This window comes from Limnohabitans sp., assembly GCF_023910625.1.
GTDB lineage: Bacteria > Pseudomonadota > Gammaproteobacteria > Burkholderiales > Burkholderiaceae_C > Limnohabitans_A.
This window is the reverse complement of the sequence record NZ_JAAVVW010000003.1, coordinates 985,552-1,008,430: the sequence shown is the minus strand read 5'-3', so window position 1 is coordinate 1,008,430 and position 22,879 is coordinate 985,552. Positions and strand designations below refer to the sequence as shown.

The window sequence follows — 22,879 nt, the reverse complement described above, 5'->3', positions numbered from 1 at the left end:
GATGACCAGCACCCCTGCAAAACCTATCGCAATCGCCAGCCATCGTTTGGCGTCCAGCCGCTCGCCCAGCCACCAGGCCGACAACAGGGCGATCAAAATTGGCACGGAAAACTGAATGGCCCCGGTCTCGGCCAGCTGCAAATACTGCAAGGCCCAGAAGTTCAAGCCGGTCATGGCCGCCAGCATCAAGCCCCGTAGCAGCTGCAAGCGCGGGTGCCGCCAGCGCAGCAAATCGCCCTTGACCGAGGGCGCAAACACCGCGATGGAAAACAGCGAATGCGTCAGAAAACGCATCCAGACCACCTGCATCACGGGCAGGCTCACGACCAGACACTTGGCCGATGCGTCGAGCGTGGCAAACATCAAGGTGGTCACCGTCACCAGCGCAATGCCGATGCGCCGGTTCCGTGCGCTGTCACTGAACAGCTGGCTCATCGGTTTGGGTTGAACGTTTGGCAGGGATTGGGGCCACAAACAAAATCCCCTGACCCCTGTCCTCGGCATTGACCCGCTCAAGCGTGCCAGTCAGCCCGATGCCATTGCCCCCGCCGGTCATCCATGCGATGTGGCCTTTGAGGGGTGTTGTCATGGATAGGTCTTGGTCTCAAAGTTGAAGAGCTTGAGCAGCGGGCTTTACTTGGGCAGATCGCGTGCACCGCTTTCAGGGCGGTACATCTTGAACAGTTGCTCTGGTCCGATGCTGAAGTAATCGGCCGGGCCACCGCCGCGCAAAATGTGGCCCGCACGGGCCGTGTCATACACCCCGCCAGGCAGCAGACGCTGGTCGATATGGATGCCGACCACCTGGCCAAAGACCATCCAGGTTTGGACCATCTGACCTTCCAGATCCTGCAGTTGCAGAATTTGTGTGCAGCGGCATTCAAAGCTCACCGGGCTTTGCGCCACACGTGGCACGCCGACGATGCGTGAAGGCTCGGGCGTTAAGCCCGCCAGGTCAAACTCGCTCACCTCGGGCGGCACCGCCTCGCAGGTCTGGTTCATCACCTCGGCCAGATCTCGGGTGACCAAATTCCAGACAAACTCGCCCGTGGCTTCGATGTTGTTCAAAGAGTCCTTGCGCCCAATGCTGGAAAAACCAATCACCGGCGGGACGTAATTGAACGCATTGAAAAAACTGTAGGGCGCCAAGTTCAAAACACCGCTGGTGCTGCGGCTGGACACCCAGCCAATCGGGCGCGGACCGACAATCGAATTGAATGGGTCGTGCTTGAGACCGTGGCCCCGATGGGGTTCATAAAAATGCATCATGCTTTGACTTTAAGCGGCGGTGGGCGGCTTGGGCAGTCATGCACCGGACAGCCTTGGCAGTCTATGATGGCTTTCAATTGAGGAACCCCATGACACGACCCCTTCTCGCCGATTCGGCCATCCACCCGGCCATCCGCCAACGCATTGCCGAACACCATCAGCCTGTGATCGAACAGGTGCAAAGCGCCATTGCCCAGCACACTGTGGTGGTGGTAGGCTTGTCGGGCAACCCTTTTGTGGGCAAAGCCCGAAAAGCGTTGGCCGCAGCGGGCGTGGCGCACGAGTACATCGAGTTCGGCAGTTACTTTTCACAATGGCGTTTGCGCAATGCGCTGAAGATGTGGACCGGCTGGCCCACGTTCCCCATGGTCTTTGTGCGCGGCACTTTGGTCGGTGGGGCCGATGACCTGCGCCGCCTGATCGACAGCGGCGAACTCAACACCTTGCTCAAAGCCTGAGTGCCATGGCCGCCCAGGCAAAACCCGAGTTGTGGCGCACCGAGGGAGGCGATGCGGTGGCCGTATTGAATATTCCAGGCGCACTCCAACGCGCACGCAGCTTTGACATTGATGTGAGTTTGCTGGTGCGCGTGCCCGAAGACAACGCCGAGGCTTGGCACGAACTGACGCTGGAGATCGACGGCAAACGGCAGTGGCACAGGCGCATTGCCAGCAACTGCCCGGGGCAAACCGACGGGCTCGATTACCACTGCCGCGTGGTGCTCGAAGCCGGTCCGGCCCTGCGCATCCGCGTTGTGGCAGGCACCCGTGGTGCGGTGGTGCAGCGCCTGCTGATCGAGGCGCGCGAAGATCAATAGATTCAGCCGATCACCGCCAGCTCGCGCAGTGGGCGGTTTTGCACCAGGCGCTCAAAACCCAACTCTTTTACATCGATGATTTTGGCTTGGCCCAGCAGCATCCACTCGGCCAGCGCCAAACCAGCACCCGCTGCATGCTGCATGCCGTGGCCCGAAAAGCCGTTGATGAAATACAGGTTGCCAAGCTCAGGGTGCGGGCCAATCACGGCGTTGTGATCGAAGGTGTTCATCTCGTAATAACCCGCCCAAGCCCGCTCCACCCGCAGTGCCGCCAGCGCCGGAATGCGGTGCGCGAGTGACGCCCATTGCTCGTCGTTCCATTCCGACCAGTTTGGCTCCAGCGGCAGGTCGGCCTCGGTGTGCAATGGTTCTGCGCCAGTGATCAAAAAACGGCCCTCGGGCCGCAGCCACCAACCTGTGGGGTCGATCAGCAAAGGGCATTGCGGCAGCGGCTCGGGACACGACAGCACAAACACCGTGCGCCGCGCCGCCTCCACAGGCAAGTGCACCCCGGCCATGGCCGCCACGGCACCGGCCCAAGGCCCTGCTGCATTCACCAGCTGCCCACAGGGCAAGCTGCCGCCACTGGCCAGCCGCACTGCGGTGATTTGCGTGGCCGTGTGGTCCAGGCCCACCACCCGGTCGTGCAGGCGCTGCACGCCTTGCGCCATGGCTTTTTTCAAAAACGCTTGGTGCAGGGCAGGGCCGTCAAACCAACCCTCGCCGCTCAAGCCCAAGCTGCCCAGTGCCACATCGTCCACATTCAGCCAGGGGTAGCGCTGGCGCAGGGCCTCGGGGCCAAACAAAGCCACATCGGCACCGGCTTGCTTTTGGATCTGGTGCGCGGTTTGCAGCGCGGCCGTTTGTTCGTGCTGAGCCAAGTAAAGGTAACCGGGCTCTTGCAAACCCAGCACCACCGGGTGATCGGGCAGGCCCAAGTGCTGTTCGGCCTCGCGCAAAAACGCGATGCCGAATTGGCTCAGTCGGATGTTGACGGGGCAGGTGAATTGCTGGCGGATCGAGCTGGCCGACAGCGAGGACGAAGCTTTTTCGTAACGCGTGTCTGACTCGACCAGCGTGACTTTGAGGCCCGGCTGCAAGCGGGTCAACCAATAGGCCGTGGCTGCGCCCATCACGCCGCTGCCCACGATCACCACATCGGCGTGGCTCATGGCCTAAAGCCTTCGGCCAAAGCCGCGCGGTACACCAAGCGTGCGGCCACGGTGTCTTCGACTGCTTGGCCCAGTGATTTGAAAACGATGGTGGTGCCCGCAGGCGGCGGCGCCACGCGGCCGCACAAAATCTCACCGATTTCCGCAGCCACGGTCGCACCTGACAGCATCACATCGCCCGATTCTTTCTCTGCGGCTTCGCGTTGGTCGGCCACCACCCAGTTATTCATGGCCGCATCGTCCAACTCGCGCCAGGTGGGGCGGGGCGCGCCCACAGCGGCCACAAAGGCCCCAGGCTTGAGCCAAGCGCCTTGCAGCACCGGCTCGCTGGCATTGGTCACGGTGCACACGATGTCAGCCCCGCGCACCGCGGCTTCGGCGCTGGCGCAAGCCACGCCACCGATGTCTTGTGCGCACTGCTGCGCGTTGGCCGCATTCGGGCTCCACACCCGAATCTCGGACACCTCACGCACCGCGCGCAGCATTTGCGCGTGGCTGCGGGCCAGCACGCCGCTGCCCAGCATGGCCACCACCTGCGGGGTGCGCGGCACCAAGGCATCTGCCGCCACGGCAGACGCCGCTGCGGTGCGCATGGCGGTGACGGTGTTGCCCTCCATGACCGCCAGGGTTTGGCCAGTGGCCGGGTCCATCAGCACGATGGTGCTGAGCAAGGTGGGCAAACCTTTTTGGGCGTTGCCAGGCACCAGGGTGATGAGTTTGGTGCTGAGCGCATCGCCCAGCTGCGCGGGTTTTAAAAACAGCAGGCCATCGTTTGAGGCATCGCCCATGGGCATGACCATGCGCAGTGGCTGAACCACCTGGCCCAGCGTGAGCGCCACCAAGGCTTCACGCACGCCTTGCAGCAGTTCGGGTACGCTCAGCAACTGCTGCACGCGGGCTTCGTCAAAGTAATGAACCATTCTGGCCTCCCCACCGTTTGCCAAATTCAAAATCCCGATTCAATCACGATCTGGCGCGCCCAGCCCCTCCCCGGTCGAGAGCACATGCCGTGCAAGGCCTCTTGCTTGATCGTAGACAATCCAGCCCTGTGAGTCTGATGTGTCCAGGACCGATGGGAGTTGTTTGTGAAATTCAAAATGTCAGAGAAGTCCTTGTTCGCGGTGTTGCTGCGTTCGCCGTGGTGGATCAGTTTTGTACTGGTGGCCGTGATCGCCTTGGTGGCAGGGGCCTTGTTACCCAAAGAATATGCGGGTGTCGGCATGTTGGGGGGCTTTCCGTTTTTTGTCATTGGCTGCATGGCTTTGTGGCGACAGCGCCATTTGCCCAGCCCTGCCAAGGTCGAAAAAGCCTTGCAAGCCTTCTCCAGCATGGGCTGGCGTGATTTTGCGGCCGTGCTGGAAGGCACCTTTAGCCGTCAGGGATACACCGTGACCCCTTTGCAGGGCGCGGCTGACCTGCAGTTGGAAAAAAAGGGTGTACTCACGGTGGTCAGCGCCAAGCGCTGGAAAGCCGCCGCCATGGGCGTTGAGCCCCTGCGCGATTTGGTCGCTCAGCGCGACGCCCTTGAGGCCAGCCATTGCGTGTGCATCAGCTTGGGGCAAGTCAGTGCCAAAGCCGCTGAATTTGCTGCGCAAAATCGCATCACATTGATCGCCGGTGTCGATCTGGTGGTCCTGGCGGCCGATTGTCTGGCGGCACAGAGTTGAGGGAGGGTTCTCTTGCCGTTCGTTTGTCGGCCAGAGAGCTCGTGGCTTAAAACCTCAACTGTTCGATTGGGCTGAAGACAAAAAAGGGTTCCGTTTTCACGCAACCCTTCTTGATTTGGATTTTGGCTCCTCAACCTGGGCTCGAACCAGGGACCTACGGATTAACAGTCCGGCGCTCTACCGACTGAGCTATTGAGGAACAGCTCGTAATTATAGAGTGATTTTGGGGCTGTTTTGCGAGCGTGCCGAAGGTTTTTTTAAAGTTTGCCTTCGATCAGTTGTTGTAAGGTGCGAACAGCTTGTTCTGGTTGGCTCGATCCTGTGATGGCCCGTACCACGGCAATAGAGCCCACACCGCTTTGCATGACCGCAGGGATGCGCGCCTCGTCGATGCCGCCAATGGCCACCAGCGGGTGGTGACGCATCAGCGCGGCGTAGGCTTTCAAGCGCGACAGGCCTTGTGGTGCGGTGGCCATGCGTTTGAGGGTGGTCGGAAAGATCGCACCCAAGGCCAGATAGCTGGGGTTGGCGGCATCGGCGCGGCACATTTCGGCATAGCCGTGCGTACTCAGTCCCAGGCGCAGACCCGCCAGGCGAAGCGATTTCAGGGGCGCATCTTCGAGGTCTTCTTGGCCCAGATGCACGCCATAGGCCCCCTCTTCGATGGCGATTTGCCAGTGGTCATTGATGAACAGCAGGGTGTTTGTGTCCTGCACGGCTTGAATGGCGCTGCGCACTTCTTGTCGAACGGCGTTCTGGTCCTCGGATTTGAAGCGCAACTGAAGGGTCTTGACCCCGGTTTGGGCCATGCGAGCGATCCATTGCGCATCAGGCAGTACCGCATAAAGGCCGAGGGCGCGTGGGCAGGCGGTAAACGCCTGTTCTCTGGGGCCGGTCGGGATGCCAAAGTCTTGCGGATCGGTGGGCCAGTCGGTCGTTGAAAAATGCCCGGTACGCTGACTTTGTTGGTGCCAAGCCCGGGCCACACACAGGGCATCGTGTTCTAAAAAGCCCAGCCAGCGGCAGGCTTGCAACACCCCGGCATGTTCCGCGTCCCAGCCGGCTTGCTGGTCTTGGGATGCGAAGTTTTCGGTCCGGGGTTCTCCAGCCAGCATGCCCGCATGAAGCCGAACCAGGGTCTGTGCAATGTCGGTGCTGGTGTTCATGTCTGATGCCAGAAAGGGGTGCCCAGCACCGGTGTGCTGGGTTGGGCGTTATCTTGTGCTTGCATGGTGCCTGCCAGGAAAGCGTTTCGGCCTGCTGATACGGCGTTGGCAAAAGCCTGCGCCATGCGCGCCGGGTTTTGGGCCAGCGCCACGGCGGTGTTGAGCAGCACGCCGTCATAGCCCCATTCCATGACTTGGCAGGCGTGCGAGGGCAGCCCCAGACCAGCGTCCACAATCATCGGCACGTCCAGGCGCTCTCTGAGGGTGCGCAGGGCATGGGGGTTGATCGGGCCTTTGCCGGTGCCTATGGGGGCCGCCCAAGGCATGACGGCCTGGCAACCGACGTCGACCAGACGTTGGCACAAGACCAGGTCGTCGGTGGTGTAGGGCAAAACCTTGAAGCCTGAACGAATGAGCGCGGCTGCGGCCTCGGGCAGGTTCAGAGTGTCGGGCTGCAGGGTGTAGTCGTCGCCGATCAGCTCAAGCTTGATCCAGTTGGTTGCAAAGACTTCGCGGGCCATTTCGGCGGTGGTGATGGCTTCTTGCACGCTGTGGCAGCCGGCCGTGTTGGGCAAGACCGGCACATTGACCTGGCGCAGCAGATTCCAGAAACTTTGCGAGGCTTCGTTGCCGCCGCCGGTTTGTCGCCGAAGTGATGCCGTGAGCATCGCGGGGGCTGACTGCTCGATGGCTTCGATCAACACACTGGGCGATGGGTAACGTGAGGTGCCCAGCATCAAGCGGCTGGCAAAGCTTTCTCCATAAAGCAACAAGGGGTCGTTGACCGGGGTGGGGGTGTTCATGCGTTTCAGCCCCCCGTGATGGGGGCAATCAATTCAATCTGGTCGTCATTTTGCAGCAGGTGCAAGGGGTATCGGGGGCGAGGGACAAACTGCAGGTTGACTGCAGCCGCAAAGGGGGGACGAATGTCGACCCGCGCAATCGCATCGGCCAGGGTGGCCCCTTGGGGAAACCGGTGTGGCATCTGGTTGATGAGCACCTGGATGATGTGTTCAGGCATGTTGAAACTTCAATTTGAACCGAGTGGCCAGTTGGGTGCTTCGGTGTTGTACCCATTCGAGTACCACATCGAGCATGGCTGGAGATATCAGAAAACCATGTCGGTACAAGCCGTTGATTTGCAATGTGCGTTCATTCAAACAGCGAATGGCGGGCAGATTGTCAACCAATGTGGGGCGCGCCTGGGTGCTGGCCTCCAGAATGCGGGCCTCGGCAAAGCCGCTGTGCACGGTGTACGCCGCACTGAGCAACTCGAGGGTGGAGCGCACGCTGACGGCTGAGAGGTCTTCGGTTTCTATCTCCGTGGCACCCACCACAAAAACATGGTTTTCTTTGGGGGCGATGTAGATCGGGTAACGGGGATGGATCAGTCGGGTGGGCCGCTGCAGGGGGACCTCGGGTGCGTAAAGCCGCAGCACCTCGCCCCTGACACCCCGCAGCTGGGCCCAGTGGTCGCGTGCCCCAAGGCCTCTGCAATCAAAGACCCAGTTGGGCTGCCCGGGCTGGCCTGCTTGAAAATTTCGGGGCGAGCAGGGGCTATTCCAACGCACATCCACGCCCATTTGGCTCATGCCCTTGAGCAAGGAGGCTAGCAGTTCGCGGTTGTCCAGTTGGCCTTCTCCGGGCAAATAAAGGCCCTGGTTGAAGCGTTTTTCCATCCCGGGCTCATGCGATTGAAGGCCCTGCGCTCCGAGCCGTTGCAAGGCGGGCAATTCGGGGCATTGTTGTTGAGTGCGCAGCAACAGGTTTTCAAAGCGTTTCGCCTCAGCTGCATCTTGTCGGTGCCACACCACCAGGGTGCCGTTTTGCTGGAAAAAAACAGGGTCTGGTAGCTTGGCGATCAGCTCGGGCCAACGCTTCAAGGCGTGGTGGCCCATGTGCACGACGGGCAGTTCGGTGATGGCCGATTCGGCCAAAGGTGCCAGCATGGCAGCAGCCACCCGCGCGGCCGAGCCTTGGCCATCGGGGCCCATGGCTTCGTGGACGAGTACCCGGTGGCCCAGTTGGGCAAGGGCGTGGGCCAATAGTCGACCCATCAGTCCCGCGCCCAAAACCACACTGGAAATCGAAGGCTTCATGGCAATAGGCTGAGCTGGGTTCGGGGATAATTTCGGTCATGAACACCCATGACCGTTATGCTCGCTTGCTCACCATTGCTGGATCGGACAGCGGGGGTGGGGCAGGCATTCAGGCCGATTTGAAAACCTTCGCCGCTTTGGGCTGTTATGGCATGAGCGCGATCACTGCGCTCACTGCCCAAAACACCGTGGGCGTTCAGGGGATTCATGCGGTACCGGCTTCTTTTTTGAAGGCTCAAATCGAGTCGGTGATGGACGACATCGGGGTCGATGCCCTGAAGATCGGGATGCTGCATGAGCCGGGCATCGTCGAGGTGGTGGCTTGGGCCATTGACCGCTACCAGATCCGCCATGTGGTGCTCGACCCGGTCATGGTCGCCACGAGCGGTGATCGCTTGATTGCGCAGGAGACGGTGCAGGTGCTGGTGCGGGAGTTGTTTCCCCGCGTGACGGTGGTCACACCCAACCTCGATGAGGCCGAGCTGCTTTTGGGGCATGGCATTGCCGACGCCCAGGCCCTGGACCCAGCCGCGCAGGGACTTTTGGCCATGGGTGCCAGGGCTGTCTTGCTCAAAGGTGGCCATCTGCAGGGTCCGCAGGTGGTTGACCTTTTGGTGCAAGCCGGTGGGCCGACACGCCGCTTGGCTTCGGCAAGGATTGCCAGCCGCAATGTGCATGGCACCGGTTGCACGCTGTCTTCTGCCATCGCGGCACACCTGGCTTTGGGGCATCCCCTGGAGGAGGCGGTGGTGCTGGCCCGCTCTTATATTTTGTGCGCCATTGCACAGGGGGCACCGGTGCAGACCGGTCAGGGGCATGGGCCGCTCAATCATGGTTTTTCTCCCCAAGCTATGCACCGAATGGCCGCAACAGTTAGGGCAGGGGGCTGAGAAGCCTGTTCACCGTGATGGGGTCTGTCAGCAGTCAAGGCAGTCGTCCGGCGAAGTGGCTTCAAACCAGGCCCAGCCGCTGGTGCAGCAGCGTGGAGGTTGTCGTGTACTGCAGCAGGGTCTTTTCTTCCGGGCGCAGCAGGGCCACGGCTCCAAAAGCGGCCAGCGTGGCTTCGTGGAAGCCGCACAAAATCAGCTTCTTTTTGCCCGGATAGGTGTTGATGTCACCCACGGCAAAAATGCCGGGCTCTGAGGTGCCAAAGTTTTCGGTGTTGACGACCAGCTGCTTGCGTTCCATGGTCAGGCCCCATTGCGCCACGGGCCCCAACTTGGGCGAGAGGCCCAGACAGGTTTGCAGCACGTCCAGGCTCAGCCATTCGGTTTCGCCTCGCGGGTTGAGCAGTTCCAGCGCTTGCAAGCGGCCAGCTTCTGTGCGCAGGCCGGTGGGCTGACCGGCCACAAAGCGCATACGGCCTTCGGTGCAGGCTTGGCGCATTTGCGCGATCAAGTCTGGATCGGCGGTGAACTGATCACGGCGGTGCAGCAGCGTCACGCTGGCAGCGGCTTGCGGCCCTTGACATGCATCCAGGCAGGTTTGTAAGGCGGTGTCACCGTCGCCCGCCACCACCAGGTGTTGGTCTGTCCAGCGCTCGGGCGTGGGGTGCTGCACAAAAACTTGTGTGCCCTCAAAAGCCGCCAGGCCGTCCAGCGCCAGGCGGCGCGCCACAAAAGCGCCCACACCTGCTGCGATGAACAGGGTGGGGGTGCGAAAGGTCTGGCCAGCGCTGGTGATCACCTGCAGGCGCTGGTCGGGCAGGCGCTCGACGTCGTCGACTTGCTGGCCCAGGTGCAGGGTGGGTTGGAAGGGGGCGATTTGTTGCTGCAAGCGCTCGATCAGTTCGAGTCCGGTGCAATAGGGGATGCCCGGGATGTCGTAGATGGGCTTGGCGCCATACAACTCGGCGCATTGGCCGCCCACATGGGGCAGTGCGTCAAGCACGTGGCAGTGCACACCTTGCAGGCCCAACTGGAACACCTGAAACAGGCCCACGGGGCCTGCGCCAATGACCAGCGCGTCGGTGTCGATGGGGGTGGTCATGAGGGGTGGCTAGCGAGAAAAAAGGCCGAAACATGCGGCCATTCGCAAGGATCAGCGGATCAACTCGGCCAGCTTGCCGGTCTTGTCTTTCCAGTCATCGGCGTGGGGCATGGGGATTTTGCGCTTGGTGATGCTCCTCCATCCGGGCAACAAAGCCAGCTCGGCGTTGAGCTTCGTCATGTGCTGCTGGTCGGCGGGCAGGTCTTCCTCGGCATAGATGGCATTCACGGGGCATTCTGGGATGCACACGGCGCAGTCAATGCACTCATCGGGGTCGATGGTCAGGAAGTTGGGGCCTTCGCGAAAGCAATCCACAGGGCAAACGTCCACACAGTCGGTGTATTTGCATTGAATACAGGATTCGGAAACAACGTGGGTCATGATGGACTTGGAGTGAAAGAGTTTTGCGCAGCCAAACTACGCAGAGCCAACATTTTAAGGGGGATTCAGGGTCGAACGGGCCCAAGGCTGTCGGTGTCTATGAGGTCAACAGGGCTTTGGGCACCCGACCGGGGTGCCTTCAGTTCACCAGCACCGCACCCGAGGTCTTGTGGCTGGCGGTGTCCACCAGCACCAGCGCACCCAAAATGCGCGACTGCGCAAAGGGCAGGGTGGCCAGAGGCTCTTGCAGGACCAGGGTGACATGGCCGATGGCGTTGGGGGGCAGCTCGGTGGCCTCTTCCTCGGCCAGGGTGTTCACGTTCAGACGGTGCACCACGCGCAGCACTTTCACTTTGACCCAGCGGTGGCCGTGCAGCGCCCAATACAGGCGGCCCGCGACCAGAGGCTCATCGTCCATCCAGGCGATGGTGGTGCTCAGCTGGCGCTGGCCTTCGGGGCTGCCGTGTTCTGACAGCAGCCAGTCACCACGAGACACGTCCACTTCGCGGTCGAGCACGAGGCCTGCGCTGTGGCCAGCGGCTTTGTTTTGCGGCTGGCGGGTGGCCGACAGCACTTGGGACACCACGGCGGTCTGGCCGCTGGGGAAGACCGCGATGGTCTGGCCCGGCTCGATGCTGCCCGTGGCCACGCGGCCCCAGAACACGCGGCGACCCTGGGTGGTCACGCCGGAGTCGTGGTGCGCCGCCGCCGGGCCGCCCCAAGGCGCAGCAGCGGCCCCCTCGGGGGGCAGCGCAGTACGCGAAGCGACAAGCGTGGGAACACTTGGTTTTTCGACCCACTGCACCGGGAAGCTGAAGGCCACATCGGTCTCAGCCGGGATGACCGGCAGGTCTTCGAGGATGCTGAGCAGGCTGGGGCCGGTGTAGCCGCACCAGTCGGGCTGGTCGTTGTTGTCGGTGGTCACCACGTTCCAGCCCTTGAGCGCAGACACGGGCACCATGGCCGCGATGTTGATGCCCGCTTCTTGGGCGAATTGGTTCAGAGCCCCTGCGATGTTTTGAAAAGCCATGGCCGGGTTGGCCACAGCGTCGAGCTTGTTGATGGCGAACACGACAGACGGCACGCGCAGCAGCTTGACCAGCAGCGAGTGGCGGCGGGTTTGCGGCAGCAGCTGCAAATTGGGGTTGGCCCAGTCGAGTTTGATGGCGTCGACCAGCACCACAGCGGCGTCGGCGCTGGATGCGGCAGTGACCATGTTGCGGGTGTACTGTTCGTGGCCGGGCGTGTCGCCGATGATGAACTTGCGTGCTTCGGTGTTGAAGTAGCGGTAGGCCACGTCGATGGTGATGCCTTGCTCACGCTCGGCACTCAAGCCGTCGGTCAGCAAAGCCAAGTCGGTCTCGCCTGAGCGCTGCACCCCGGCCAGTTGGTCTTGCAGCACGGCCTTGGTGTCCACCAGCAAGCGGCCAATCAGCGTGCTCTTGCCATCGTCGACCGAGCCGCAGGTGATGAATTTCAGTGCGTTCATTAGAAGTACCCGTCTTTCTTGCGTTTTTCCATCGAAGCCTCGGACGTCTTGTCGTCCATGCGGGTCGCGCCGCGCTCGCTCACATCGGCCGCCAGCGTCTCGATCACGATCTGCTCAGGTGTAGCCGCGGTGCTTGCAACCGGGCAGGTGCAGGTGATGTCGCCCACGGTGCGAAAACGCACATCGCGCACCACCACTTCTTCGCCGTCTTTGGGCGGTGTCAGCTCGGTCACCGGCACCAGCAGGCCCCGGCGGTCCACCACTTCGCGTTTGTGCGTGTAATAGATCGACGGCAGCGCAATGCGTTCGCGGGCGATGTATTGCCACACGTCCAGCTCGGTCCAGTTGCTGATCGGGAACACGCGAAAGTGTTCGCCCGGTTGCAGCTTGTGGTTGAACAGGGTCCACAGTTCGGGGCGCTGTGCCTTGGGCTGCCACTGGCCAAAGCTGTCGCGGTGCGAAAAGATGCGCTCTTTGGCGCGGGCCTTTTCTTCGTCGCGGCGAGCGCCGCCAATCAGGGCGTCAAAGCCGAACTCTTCGATGGCTTCGAGCAAGGTTACCGACTGGTGGACGTTGCGGCTTTCTCCCGGGTGAGCCAGGCGCACGGTGCCGCGTTTCATGGAGTCTTCCACGCTGCGCACGATCAGCTCGGCACCCAGCTCCTCGGCGCGCGCGTCGCGCAAGTCGGTCACTTCCTGGAAGTTGTGGCCGGTGTCGATCATGAGCAGGGGATACGGAATGCGACCGCTACCGGAGGGGCTTGTTTTGCCTCCGAAGGCTTTTTCGGCGCACTGGAGCATGACCAGCGAATCCTTGCCACCCGAAAACAAAAGAGTGGGGCGCTCGAAAGCGGCGGCAACTTCACGCAGGATGAAGATGGTTTCTTCTTCCAGCGCATCGAGGTGTGCGTTGCTCAGGGTGTGCAACTCGGTTTGTGTCATGGCGGTCATACTTGTTTTCAGGTTCGATGTGGGAGCGACGTCCACGTCGCGATGGTGATCTCGGTGCTGTTGGGTGGCCTTCGTGACGGGGGAGTCGCTCCTACAGATTGGCGGGTTTCGATGCTTGCGTTTTGACATGCAGGCCGCATTCCTTGGCCGCCTCGTCTTCCCACCACCATCGCCCGGCGCGGAACGCTTCGCCCAGGCTGATAGCGCGGGTGCAAGGGGCGCAGCCGATGCTCGGGAAGAACTGGTCGTGCAGCGGGTTGTAGTCCACCTGGTGGGTGGCGATGTAGTGCCACACGTCGCCCCAGGTCCACCGGGCCAGCGGGTTGAACTTGTGCAAATCCTTGGTGGCGACTTCGCTCTCGTCCAGCAAAGGCACTTCGGCGCGGGCGGTCGACTGCTCTTGTCGCAGACCCGTGATCCAGGCGCGTTGGCCTTTTAAGGCACGGGCCAGCGGCTCCATCTTGCGGATGGCGCAACAGGCCTTGCGCAAGTCCATGTTCTGGTACATCGCGTCTTGGCCTTTGTCGCGCACGAACTGGATCACCGATGCCTGAACCGGTCGGAGCACGTGGATGGGCGCATGCGAATGCGCCTGGGTGCGCTCCAGCAGGGCCAGGGTTTCGGTGTGCAGCGCGCCGGTCTCCAGCACGAATACCGAGATGTCCAGCTGCAGGGTGTTGATCAGGTGCGTGATCACCACGTCTTCGGCGCCCAGGCTAGAGGCTTGGGTCACGGGCACAAATTCGGTGGCAGCGCGTTGCAGCAAAGCCTGGGTTTCTGCCAGCGTGGCGGCAAAGTCAGGGCTGGCCTTGGCGTGCAGCTCTGTGGCTTTGGCTGGGGCATTGCGGGATGAAAAAAAGCTGGAGTTCATCAGGTGTTGAGGGCAAAGGGTGGTAGCGTTCCGACCGCAGAGCCTTGGTAGAACCCTGCAAAGCGCTCGAATTGGCGTTGCGCCGCCGAAGCGTCCATGCCTTCGCGCAGCACGGCCACGTCAAAGCCGGTGCGCTGCATTTGCACCAACTGGTCGATCAGCACGTCGCCGGTGGCGCGCAACTCGCCCGCAAAGCCCAGGCGGCGGCGCAGCAAGAAGGCCTGGCTGTAAGCTCGGCCATCGGTGAATTTGGGGAACTGCAGGTCGATGCGGGTCACGCCGCTCAGGTCGAGTGTGCGCGGGTCGGCGTCGTTGGCCAGTGTGATGGCCGCAGTCGAATCAACGGTCTGGTGTTCTTGGGCAGAAATGATGTTCATGGTCGTTTTCTTTTGATCGCACCCTGTAGGCGATTTCTCGTGTTGGTGGTTTGCAGGCCATCGCCCACGCGGTGGGCTCCTACAAGGGGCTTGAGGCTGTGGTTTCCTCGGCGGACTGGCGTGCCGCATTGGCCGCCGCCTTGAACGGGTCTTGGCCGACACGGCGCAAGGTTTCGATGAAGTATTCGTGGCGGCCCAGCACCGGCTGGCGCAGTGCTTTGTAGGTGTCCAGCATCGCTTCGATCACGTCGGGCACTTCAAACGAAGAGAACGAAGGGCCGACTACTTTGCCGGGAGTGGTGGGGCCTGACAGGTCTTTGCCGTCCGAGCCGCCCAGCGTGACCTGGTACCACTCCTTGCCGTCCTTGTCGACGCCCAAGATGCCGATGTGGCCCGAGTGGTGGTGGCCGCAGGAGTTGATGCAGCCGCTGATGTGAAAGTCGATGGGGCCCAGGTCGTTCAGCTCGTCCAGGTCCTGGTAGCGCTCGGTGATGGCGGCCGCCAAGGGCAGCGAACGGGCATTGGCCAGCGCGCAATAGTCGCCGCCGGGGCAGGCGATCATGTCGGTCAGCAGGCCAATGTTCGGTTGGGCCAAGCCCAAGGCCTTGGCTTCGAGCCACAGGGCGTGCAGTTGGTCCAGGCGCACCCAGGGCAGCACCAGGTTTTGGGTGTGCGTCACGCGGGCTTCGCCTGAGGAATATTGGGCGACCAGTGCGGCAGCAGCATCGAGCTGGTCGTCCGTGGCGTCTCCGGGGGCCTGGCCCACGCGCTTGAACGACAGGCTCACAGCGCGCAGCGCGGGGTTTTGGTGCGGTTTGACGTTTTGCGCGATCCAGCGGGCAAAGGCGGGCGTTTTGGCCGCTTCGATGCTGACATCGGCTTCGGCCTTGGCGGCCCACGACGCATCGTTTGGCAGGTGCAAAGCAGGCGCGGCAAAGCAGGCGGCCACGCGGTCGAACTCGGCTTGCGGGATGGTGTGCAGGCCGCCGTCCTTGATCAAAATGTCTTGGTATTCGGCCTCGACTTCGTCAAAGTAACGCTGGCCTTCGGCTTTCACCAAAATTTTGATGCGCGCCTTGTACAGGTTGTCGCGCCGGCCCCAGCGGTTGTAGACGCGGATCACGGCTTCGAGGTAATTCATGATCTGGTTCCAGGGCAAGAACTCGCGGATCTGCGTGCCCACCACCGGGGTGCGGCCCATGCCGCCACCCACCAGCACTTTGAAGCCCACTTCGCCCGATGCGTTCTTGACCATTTGCAGGCCCACGTCGTGCCAGCCAATGGCGGCGCGGTCTTCGGCTGCGCCGGTGATCGCGATCTTGAACTTGCGGGGCAAAAAGGCGAATTCGGGGTGCAGCGTGCTCCACTGGCGAATCAGCTCGGCGTAGGGCCGGGGATCGGCCACTTCGTCCACCGCCACACCGGCCAGCGCGTCGCTGGTGGTGTTGCGGATGCAGTTGCCGCTGGTCTGGATGCCGTGCAGGTTCACGGTGGCCAAGAGGTCCATCACGTCAGCCGATTGGGACAGGGGAATCCAGTTGAACTGCACGTTTTGGCGGGTGGTGAAGTGACCGTAGTTGGTGGTCAGCTTTGGGGCTGGGCCTGCAATTTTGTCTTGCGTGGCCTGGGCCTCGGCCAACAAGGCGGCGTCGGGCGTGTCGTACTCGCGGGCGATTTGGGCCAGCACTTTGAGCTGGGGTGCCGAGATTTCGCCGTAAGGCACGGCCACGCGCAGCATGGGGGCGTAACGCTGCACGTACCAGCCGTTTTGCAGGCGCAGGGGTTTGAACTGATCGCTGGTCAATTGGCCTGCTTCAAAGCGCTCGAGTTGGTCGCGGTGCTGTGCGGCGCGGGCGCGCACGAACTGTTTGTCAAATTCGGTGTATTGGTACATGGGAATAACTCAGATCAAAACCAGTTTGGTGCCAGCCCAGGCCAGCAGGACGGAAAGCAAGGAGCGGATCACGCGATCCGGCGTGTGTTGGGTCAGGCGCGAGCCCAGCCAGATGCCGGGCAACGAGCCCGCCAGCAACTTGGCCAGCAAGGCCCAATCGACCGAACCCATGGAGGCGTGGCCCAAGCCCGCCAGCAGCGTGAGTGGCACGGCATAAGCGATGTCGGCCGCCACGATGCGCGGCAGGGGCAGCATCGGGTACAGCAAGAGCAGCACGGTGACGCCAATGGCGCCCGCGCCCACCGAGGTGAGGGTGACCAAGATGCCGATCAGCGCGCCAAACAGCACCGGCAGGCTCCAGTGGCGAGGGGTGCTGGCGCGGGCTTCGTCGGCGGCGACCAGGTGGCGGGGCAGCTGTTGGCCGCGAATGGCCTTGTAGAGCATGGCGGCGGCCGTCAGCAGCAAGGCCACACCCAAAGTGGTGGTCATCAGCGACTGCACCTCGGGGGAGGCCGGTCCCACCCAGTGCAAAAAGCCCAGGGTCACCAAGCAGGCCGGAATGCTGCCCGCACTGAGCAAGCCCACCACACGCCAGGGCACGATGCGCTGTCGGGCAAAGCTGACGGTGCCGCCTAACTTGGTGAAAGCCGCAAACAGCAAGTCGGTGCCTACGGCCATGTAGGGCTTCACGCCAAAGAAAAAGATCAAGAGCGGCGTCATCAAAGAGCCGCCACCCCCCGTCAAGCCCACGATGGTGCCCACGAAAAAACCTGCAAAGACATAAGCCAAATCAACCATGGGGGCGACTGTAGGGTGCCTTTATGCTTTAACAAACGATTTTTTAGTTGGGCATATATTATTTTGGTTTATAAGAGTGGTGTTGGATTTTGGCTCAGTGTTCCCTGCGTTGGAAGCTTCGAAAGGGGTTGAATCCGGTGAGCAATGCCGAGGCGATCAAGATGAGCAGCACGCCTGGCAGCAGGCCGGGTGTGAGGGGTTCGTCCAAAAACAAGGCCCCCCAGGACACACCGAAAAGGGGAATCAAAAAAGCCGAAGAGGTGGAGGCGCTGGCCGGGATCTCGCGCATCAGGCGCATGCTGATCCAGTAGGTAAAACCCGAGGTGACCGCACCCAGCACCAGCAAAGCCAGCAGCGCGGGCAGGCCCACCGCTTGGCTGGGGGCGGTGGCCGCGGCAGCGGGCACCAGCACCAGTGCGCTGGTCAGGTGCACCACTGCCGAGGCAGGCAGCGCGTGGTGTTCCAAGGTGGCACGCTTCATGAAGATGGCCCCAAAGCCATAACAGCCAGCGGCCACCACGCAGGCCAAGGCGGCCAGCAGCACCTTGAGGTCCGGGTTCACGGGCCCCAAGCCCAGCAACAAGGTCACACCCAGAAAGCCGAGCACACAACCGACCATTTTGCTGGGCGTGAAGCGTTCTTGGGCCAACATCACCCCAGCCAAGACGCCGAACATGGGGGCGGTGGCGTTGAGCACGGCCGAATACCCGGCCGGCAAGACCAGCCCGGCCCAGTTGAACAAAACAAAGGGCACCACCAGCGTCAAGATGCCCAGCCCGGTGAGAGAGCGCCAGTGTTCGCGGGCTGGCCAGGCTTGGCGCGTCCAACGCATGATGGCGCTGAGCACCAGTGCCGCCAGGGCGCAGCGCAGGCAAGCCATGGCCACAGGGCCAAAGGCCGGGGCGGCCACGCGGATGAGCGGAAACGAGCCGCCCCAAACGGCCGACAAAAGAACAAGTTGGTTGAATTGACGTCCGTTCATGGCCAGACCATTATCAGCCGGGGCTGTGTTGGGCTTGGGCTTGCTTGAGGGGGCGCCAAGCTTGTTGCATGTCTTTTAGGCAGCGAAATGATGGTCGGCGGTTCCAGTCACTTTTTTTGATCCATTGATCCTGGGACCCGATGATGAAACGCCTGATGCCACTGGTTTGCTGAGCGCTGCCGCCAGCACTGTTTTCGCCCAGATCCCGATCAAAATCGGTGAGATCAACAGTTATTCAGCCATGCCGCAGTTCACCCAGCTCTACAAGCAAGGCTGGCAGCTGGCCGTCGAAGAGACCAACGCCAAAGGGGGCTTGCTGGGCCGCTAGGTCGAGGTATGTCCGGCGTTGCGGGCGAACGCAGAGGCTTCCCGGCTATAATTGCCCTGCTTTGCGATTTGTAAAGCGCACGCCAGCCGCTGTTCCGGCAGTTGGCGCAAGTCATTGACACGCTGTCTTTCTCAGGAATCCAGCGAAATAACAAGGGAACTTCATGATTGCATTCTCCATCAAGGCCGAGGTCGTTAAGGCCAATGCCCGTGCTGCCAACGACACTGGGTCCCCAGAAGTCCAGGTGGCTTTGCTCACAGCCCGTATCAACGAGCTGACACCCCACTTCAAAACACACGCCAAAGACCATCACGGTCGCCGTGGTTTGCTGCGCATGGTCAGCCGTCGCCGCAAATTGCTCGACTACCTCAAGTCCCGTGATGCTGACCGTTACGTTGCACTGATCGCCAAACTTGGCCTGCGCAAGTAATCGTCACACCAGATGAAAAGCGCCTGAGTTAGTTCACTAGCTCAGGCGCTTTATTCTTTTTTTCTTCGGAATTTGCCACAAAGAACCCGCGCTGTGTCATTCCACAAGGCTTTGAACCCAAGGTTTTGTGGAATGGCATCGAGTTCAGAGCGTCATCTTCCGGGCCCACAGTGCAGCCTCATGCGCTTTTGTTTTCAGGAGTTCTGAACATGTCTATTTTCAATAAAGTCACCAAAACATTCCAGTGGGGCCAGCACACGGTCAAGATGGAAACTGGCGAAGTCGCCCGCCAAGCCGGCGGCGCTGTGCTGCTCGACATGGAAGGCACCGTCGTGCTCGCCACCGTCGTGGGTTCCAAGATCGCCAAAGCCGGTCAAGATTTCTTCCCGCTCACCGTCGATTACATCGAGAAGACTTACGCTGCAGGCAAGATCCCCGGCAGCTTCTTCAAGCGTGAAGCCAAGCCCAGCGAGCACGAGACCCTGACGAGCCGTCTGATTGACCGCCCGATCCGTCCTCTGTTCCCCGAAGGTTTCTACAACGACGTGCATGTGGTCATCCACACCGTGTCTTTGAACCCTGAAGTCGACGCTGACATCGCCGCGATGATCGCCGTGTCTGCTGCTTTGTCCATCTCGGGCATCCCATTCAACGGCCCCATCGGTGCAGCCCGCGTGGGTTACATCAACGGCGAATACGTGCTGAACCCCGGCCAGACCCAGCGCAAAGACAGCGTGATGGACCTGGTGGTGGCCGGTACCGAAGCCGCAGTGCTGATGGTTGAATCCGAAGCCCTGCAGTTGTCCGAAGAAATCATGTTGGGTGGTGTGGTGTACGGCCACGAGCAATCGGCCATTGCCATCAACGCAATCCACGAGCTGGTGCGCGAAGCCGGCAAGCCCGTATGGGACTGGCAAGCGCCTGCCCGCGACACGGCTTTCGAAACCAAACTGGCTTCATTGGCAGAAGAAAAACTGCGCGCTGCATACCAAATCCGCAACAAGCAAGCCCGTACACACGCTTGCCGCGAAGCCTACGCTTCGGTCAAAGTGGCTTTGGCCGAAGAGGGCGTGGCCTTTGACGGCGTCAAGCTGGACGGCCTGATGTTCGAAATCGAAGCGCGCATTGTGCGCAGCCAGATTTTGGCCGGTGAGCCCCGCATCGACGGCCGCGACACACGCACTGTGCGCCCCATCGAAATCCGCAACAGCGTGCTGCCCCGTACACACGGCTCGGCCCTGTTCACACGTGGCGAAACCCAGGCTTTGGTCATCACCACCTTGGGCACCGAGCGCGATGCACAGCGCATCGACGCATTGGCAGGCGAGTTCGAAGACCGCTTCATGTTTCACTACAACATGCCTCCCTTTGCCACTGGCGAAGTGGGCCGCATGGGCAGCACCAAGCGCCGCGAAATCGGTCACGGCCGTTTGGCCAAGCGTGCTTTGGCCGCTGTGTTGCCGACCAAAGAAGAGTTCCCCTACACCGTGCGTGTGGTGTCCGAGATCACCGAATCGAACGGTTCGTCGTCCATGGCTTCGGTCTGCGGCGGTTGCTTGTCGATGATGGACGCCGGTGTGCCCATGAAAGCCCACGTGGCCGGTATCGCCATGGGCTTGATCAAGGAAGACAACCGCTTTGCGGTGTTGACCGACATCTTGGGTGACGAAGACCACCTGGGCGACATGGACTTCAAAGTGGCCGGTACCACCCACGGCATCACCGCGCTGCAGATGGACATCAAGATCCAAGGCATCACCAAAGAGATCATGCAAGTCGCTTTGGCCCAAGCCAAAGAAGCCCGCATGCACATTCTGGGCAAGATGCAAGAGGCGATGAGCACGGCCAACACAGAAGTGTCGGATTTCGCGCCCAAGCTCTTCACCATGAAGATCAACCCCGAAAAAATCCGTGACGTGATCGGCAAGGGGGGCGCGACCATCCGTGCCCTGACCGAAGAAACCGGCTGCCAAATCAACATCTCCGAAGACGGCACGATCACCATCGCGGCCACCGACGGCGAAAAGGCCGACATCGCCAAGAAACGCATCGAGCAGATCACCGCCGAAGTTGAAATCGGCAAGGTCTACGAAGGCCCTGTGACCAAGATCCTGGATTTCGGCGCCCTGATCAATTTACTGCCTGGCAAAGACGGTCTGCTGCACATCAGCCAGATCGCCCACGAGCGTGTTGAGAAGGTCACCGACTACCTGAGCGAAGGCCAGATCGTCAAGGTCAAGGTCATGGAAACGGACGAAAAAGGCCGCATCAAGTTGTCGATGAAGGCTTTATTGGATCGTCCGGCTCAAGGCTGATGAGGGGTTTTGCGTTGAGCGTTGAGGGTTAGGCGAGAAGCTTCCAACCCGCAAGGCTCAACCTGCCAATCACGCCAAACGCTGCACGGACAAACCATGAACGTTATCGAAATTCAAAGCTTCGGCGCCCCTGAAGTGCTGGTGCCCGGCACCCGTCCTGAGCCTGTGGCCGGGGCAGGGGAGTTGCTCATTCGCGTTTCGGCCAGCGGCATCAATCGCCCCGATGTGCTGCAACGCACCGGCAACTACCCTGTGCCACCGGGTGCCTCTGACATTCCTGGTCTGGAGGTGGCGGGCGTGGTGGTGTCGGGTGATGCGGCGGCCATGGCCGAAGCCGGTTTTGCAGTGGGCGACCGTGTCTGCGCTTTGGTAGCGGGTGGTGGTTATGCGCAACTGTGCGTGGCCCCAGTGGTGCAGTGTTTGCCAGTTCCCAAGGGCCTGACGGATACCGAAGCTGCTTCGCTGCCCGAGACATGCTTTACCGTGTGGAGCAATGTGTTTGACCGCGGGCGTTTGCAAGCGGGTGAGACCCTGTTGATTCAGGGCGGCACCAGCGGTATCGGCGTTACAGCCATCCAGATGGCCAAGGCGGCTGGCGCTCAAGTGATCGCCACGGCAGGTTCTGATGCCAAATGCCAGGCTTGCCTGGACTTGGGCGCTGACCATGCCATCAACTATAAAACCACAGATTTTGTGGCTGAGGTCAAGCGCATCACGGGTGGCGTGGGTGTGAATGTCATCTTGGACATGGTGGCGGGCGACTATGTGGCGCGTGAAGTCGAGGCCTTGGCCGAAGACGGTCGCTTGGTCATCATCGCTGTGCAAGGCGGCGTCAAGAGCGATTTCAATGCCGGCATGGTGCTGCGCCGTCGCTTGACGATCACCGGCTCGACACTGCGTCCGCGCCCCGTAGAATTCAAGGCAGCGATTGCGCAGTCTTTGCGCCAGACGGTATGGCCCTGGATCGAGTCGGGCCGCATCAAGCCGGTCATCCACAGCGTTTTTGCTGCGGTGGAGGCGGGTGGTGGTTTGCCTTCAGGCGCGGCGCAGGCCCATGCCCTGATGGAGACGAATCAGCATGTGGGCAAATTGGTGGTGACTTGGTCATGACGATGTCAGCGAAGTTGATGGTCGGTAACTGGAAGATGCATGGCAGCTTGTCGGCCAATGCTGCTTTGGTGGCCGATGTGTTGGCCGTGATGGGACAGGTCCAATGCCGCTCGGCCTTGTGCGTGCCTTCGGTTTACTTGGGGCAGATGCAATCCTTGTTATCGTGCTCACCCATTGCCTTGGGTGCCCAAGACGTATCGTCCCATGCCTCGGGCGCTTACACAGGCGAGGTGTCTGCCGATATGCTGCGTGATTTTGCGGTGCGTTACTGCATCGTGGGGCATTCCGAGCGCCGTCAGTACCATTCCGAAACGGATATTGTGGTGGCCATCAAGGCCCAACGCGCTTTGGCTGTGGGCATCACGCCCATTGTGTGTGTGGGCGAGAGCCTGGCGGAGCGCGAAGCGGGTCAGACGGAGTTGGTCGTCAAGCGCCAGTTGGCGGCGGTAATTCAGGCCAATGGTCACTGCATCAGCGAGATCGTGGTGGCCTATGAGCCGGTTTGGGCCATTGGCACCGGCCTTACCGCTTCACCGCAGCAGGCTCAGCAGGTGCATGCAGTGTTGCGCGCCCAACTGCGAGCAGCCACGGCCCACGCCGATCGAGTGGCCATTTTGTATGGCGGTAGCATGAATGCCGCCAATGCCCAAGACCTGTTGGCCCAGCCGGATGTGGATGGAGGCTTGATTGGGGGAGCTTCCCTCAAGGCGGTTGACTTTTTATCCATGTTGAAAGCCGCTTCTCGTTGAGCTTTCAGCATCTGTTTTTGATTCTT

General features: G+C 61.3%; 24 protein-coding genes, 1 tRNA gene and 2 pseudogenes. 9 read left to right on the top strand and 18 right to left on the bottom strand.

What is annotated here, in order from left to right; translation table 11 throughout:
• Positions 1-57 precede the first annotated feature (57 nt).
• Together HEQ17_RS15990 and HEQ17_RS07940 are read right to left on the bottom strand one after the other, a co-directional pair.
• Positions 58-363 (bottom strand): annotated as a pseudogene (locus HEQ17_RS15990) (EamA family transporter); the annotation flags it as partial.
• A gap of 270 nt (positions 364-633) precedes the next feature.
• Complete coding sequence (locus HEQ17_RS07940) at positions 634-1,269, bottom strand: flavin reductase family protein (protein ID WP_296292235.1); 636 nt, start codon at positions 1,267-1,269, stop codon at positions 634-636.
• Between the two features lie 89 nt (positions 1,270-1,358).
• Here HEQ17_RS07940 and HEQ17_RS07935 point away from each other — a divergent pair, with 89 nt between their 5' ends.
• Positions 1,359-1,727 carry a glutaredoxin domain-containing protein gene (locus HEQ17_RS07935; protein WP_296292234.1) on the top strand — a complete coding sequence of 123 codons (369 nt, stop codon included), beginning with the start codon at positions 1,359-1,361 and terminating at the stop codon, positions 1,725-1,727.
• A gap of 5 nt (positions 1,728-1,732) precedes the next feature.
• Entirely contained in the window at positions 1,733-2,086 is a 354-nt protein-coding gene (locus tag HEQ17_RS07930) for a hypothetical protein (protein WP_296292233.1), read from the top strand.
• Between the two features lie 2 nt (positions 2,087-2,088).
• On the opposite strand, the gene HEQ17_RS07925 is transcribed toward HEQ17_RS07930, so the two are convergent.
• On the bottom strand, positions 2,089-3,258 hold the full coding sequence (locus HEQ17_RS07925) for an FAD-binding oxidoreductase (protein ID WP_296292232.1): 1,170 nt from the start codon (positions 3,256-3,258) through the stop codon (positions 2,089-2,091).
• A complete protein-coding gene (locus HEQ17_RS07920) occupies positions 3,255-4,178 on the bottom strand; it encodes an ornithine cyclodeaminase family protein (protein WP_296292231.1) in 924 nt (307 codons plus the stop codon). The genes HEQ17_RS07925 and HEQ17_RS07920 overlap by 4 nt, the downstream gene beginning before the upstream one ends.
• A 177-nt stretch (positions 4,179-4,355) precedes the next feature.
• Between HEQ17_RS07920 and HEQ17_RS07915 the strand changes: the two genes are divergently transcribed.
• Positions 4,356-4,925 carry a restriction endonuclease gene (locus tag HEQ17_RS07915; RefSeq protein ID WP_296292230.1) on the top strand — a complete coding sequence of 190 codons (570 nt, stop codon included), beginning with the start codon at positions 4,356-4,358 and terminating at the stop codon, positions 4,923-4,925.
• 123 nt (positions 4,926-5,048) lie between these two features.
• Here the strand turns inward: HEQ17_RS07915 and HEQ17_RS07910 are convergent.
• The 5 genes from HEQ17_RS07910 to HEQ17_RS07890 all read right to left on the bottom strand — a co-directional run bounded on the left by HEQ17_RS07910 (position 5,049) and on the right by HEQ17_RS07890 (position 8,190).
• Positions 5,049-5,124 (bottom strand) — tRNA-Asn (locus HEQ17_RS07910).
• Between the two features lie 58 nt (positions 5,125-5,182).
• Positions 5,183-6,091, bottom strand: coding sequence for a thiamine phosphate synthase (gene thiE / locus HEQ17_RS07905; RefSeq protein ID WP_296292229.1), 909 nt, complete (start codon positions 6,089-6,091; stop codon positions 5,183-5,185).
• Entirely contained in the window at positions 6,088-6,894 is an 807-nt protein-coding gene (locus HEQ17_RS07900) for a thiazole synthase (RefSeq protein WP_296292228.1), read from the bottom strand. Before HEQ17_RS07900 ends, thiE begins: the two co-directional genes overlap by 4 nt.
• A 5-nt stretch (positions 6,895-6,899) precedes the next feature.
• Positions 6,900-7,112, bottom strand: coding sequence for a sulfur carrier protein ThiS (gene thiS / locus HEQ17_RS07895; RefSeq protein ID WP_296292227.1), 213 nt, complete (start codon positions 7,110-7,112; stop codon positions 6,900-6,902).
• Complete coding sequence (locus HEQ17_RS07890) at positions 7,105-8,190, bottom strand: FAD-dependent oxidoreductase (protein ID WP_296292226.1); 1,086 nt, start codon at positions 8,188-8,190, stop codon at positions 7,105-7,107. Before HEQ17_RS07890 ends, thiS begins: the two co-directional genes overlap by 8 nt.
• Positions 8,191-8,228: 38 nt before the next feature.
• Between HEQ17_RS07890 and thiD the strand changes: the two genes are divergently transcribed.
• Positions 8,229-9,080 (top strand): bifunctional hydroxymethylpyrimidine kinase/phosphomethylpyrimidine kinase, encoded by an 852-nt coding sequence (gene thiD, locus HEQ17_RS07885; protein WP_296292225.1) that lies wholly within the window; start codon positions 8,229-8,231, stop codon positions 9,078-9,080.
• A 61-nt stretch (positions 9,081-9,141) separates the two neighbouring features.
• Here the strand turns inward: thiD and HEQ17_RS07880 are convergent, their stop codons facing one another.
• From HEQ17_RS07880 to HEQ17_RS07840, 9 genes are all read right to left on the bottom strand, one after another.
• Positions 9,142-10,179, bottom strand: coding sequence for an NAD(P)/FAD-dependent oxidoreductase (locus tag HEQ17_RS07880; RefSeq protein WP_296292224.1), 1,038 nt, complete (start codon positions 10,177-10,179; stop codon positions 9,142-9,144).
• Positions 10,180-10,230: 51 nt separating this feature from the next.
• Complete coding sequence (fdxA, locus tag HEQ17_RS07875; RefSeq protein ID WP_296292223.1) at positions 10,231-10,560, bottom strand: ferredoxin FdxA; 330 nt, start codon at positions 10,558-10,560, stop codon at positions 10,231-10,233.
• A 139-nt stretch (positions 10,561-10,699) separates the two neighbouring features.
• On the bottom strand, positions 10,700-12,049 hold the full coding sequence (locus HEQ17_RS07870; protein ID WP_296292222.1) for a GTP-binding protein: 1,350 nt from the start codon (positions 12,047-12,049) through the stop codon (positions 10,700-10,702).
• Positions 12,049-12,999, bottom strand: coding sequence for a sulfate adenylyltransferase subunit CysD (gene cysD, locus HEQ17_RS07865; RefSeq protein WP_296292221.1), 951 nt, complete (start codon positions 12,997-12,999; stop codon positions 12,049-12,051). Before cysD ends, HEQ17_RS07870 begins: the two co-directional genes overlap by 1 nt.
• Before the next feature lie 91 nt (positions 13,000-13,090).
• Complete coding sequence (locus HEQ17_RS07860) at positions 13,091-13,870, bottom strand: phosphoadenylyl-sulfate reductase (RefSeq protein ID WP_296292220.1); 780 nt, start codon at positions 13,868-13,870, stop codon at positions 13,091-13,093.
• Positions 13,870-14,247, bottom strand: a complete 378-nt coding sequence (locus HEQ17_RS07855; RefSeq protein WP_296292219.1) for a DUF934 domain-containing protein — start codon at positions 14,245-14,247, stop codon at positions 13,870-13,872. Before HEQ17_RS07855 ends, HEQ17_RS07860 begins: the two co-directional genes overlap by 1 nt.
• A gap of 79 nt (positions 14,248-14,326) precedes the next feature.
• Entirely contained in the window at positions 14,327-16,141 is a 1,815-nt protein-coding gene (locus HEQ17_RS07850) for a nitrite/sulfite reductase (RefSeq protein WP_296292218.1), read from the bottom strand.
• 9 nt (positions 16,142-16,150) lie between these two features.
• Entirely contained in the window at positions 16,151-16,939 is a 789-nt protein-coding gene (locus HEQ17_RS07845) for a sulfite exporter TauE/SafE family protein (protein ID WP_296292217.1), read from the bottom strand.
• 94 nt (positions 16,940-17,033) lie between these two features.
• Positions 17,034-17,921, bottom strand: coding sequence for a DMT family transporter (locus HEQ17_RS07840; RefSeq protein WP_296292216.1), 888 nt, complete (start codon positions 17,919-17,921; stop codon positions 17,034-17,036).
• Between the two features lie 166 nt (positions 17,922-18,087).
• Here HEQ17_RS07840 and HEQ17_RS07835 point away from each other — a divergent pair.
• The 5 genes and pseudogenes from HEQ17_RS07835 to tpiA all read left to right on the top strand — a co-directional run.
• Positions 18,088-18,246: pseudogene (locus HEQ17_RS07835) on the top strand (ABC transporter substrate-binding protein); the annotation flags it as partial.
• Between the two features lie 166 nt (positions 18,247-18,412).
• Positions 18,413-18,679 carry a 30S ribosomal protein S15 gene (gene rpsO / locus HEQ17_RS07830; protein WP_296292215.1) on the top strand — a complete coding sequence of 89 codons (267 nt, stop codon included), beginning with the start codon at positions 18,413-18,415 and terminating at the stop codon, positions 18,677-18,679.
• Positions 18,680-18,888: 209 nt separating this feature from the next.
• A complete protein-coding gene (pnp, locus tag HEQ17_RS07825) occupies positions 18,889-20,994 on the top strand; it encodes a polyribonucleotide nucleotidyltransferase (RefSeq protein ID WP_296292214.1) in 2,106 nt (701 codons plus the stop codon).
• Positions 20,995-21,090: 96 nt separating this feature from the next.
• Positions 21,091-22,104 carry an NAD(P)H-quinone oxidoreductase gene (locus HEQ17_RS07820; protein ID WP_296292213.1) on the top strand — a complete coding sequence of 338 codons (1,014 nt, stop codon included), beginning with the start codon at positions 21,091-21,093 and terminating at the stop codon, positions 22,102-22,104.
• Complete coding sequence (gene tpiA, locus HEQ17_RS07815) at positions 22,101-22,853, top strand: triose-phosphate isomerase (protein WP_296292212.1); 753 nt, start codon at positions 22,101-22,103, stop codon at positions 22,851-22,853. The genes HEQ17_RS07820 and tpiA overlap by 4 nt, the downstream gene beginning before the upstream one ends.
• Positions 22,854-22,879: the final 26 nt, after the last annotated feature.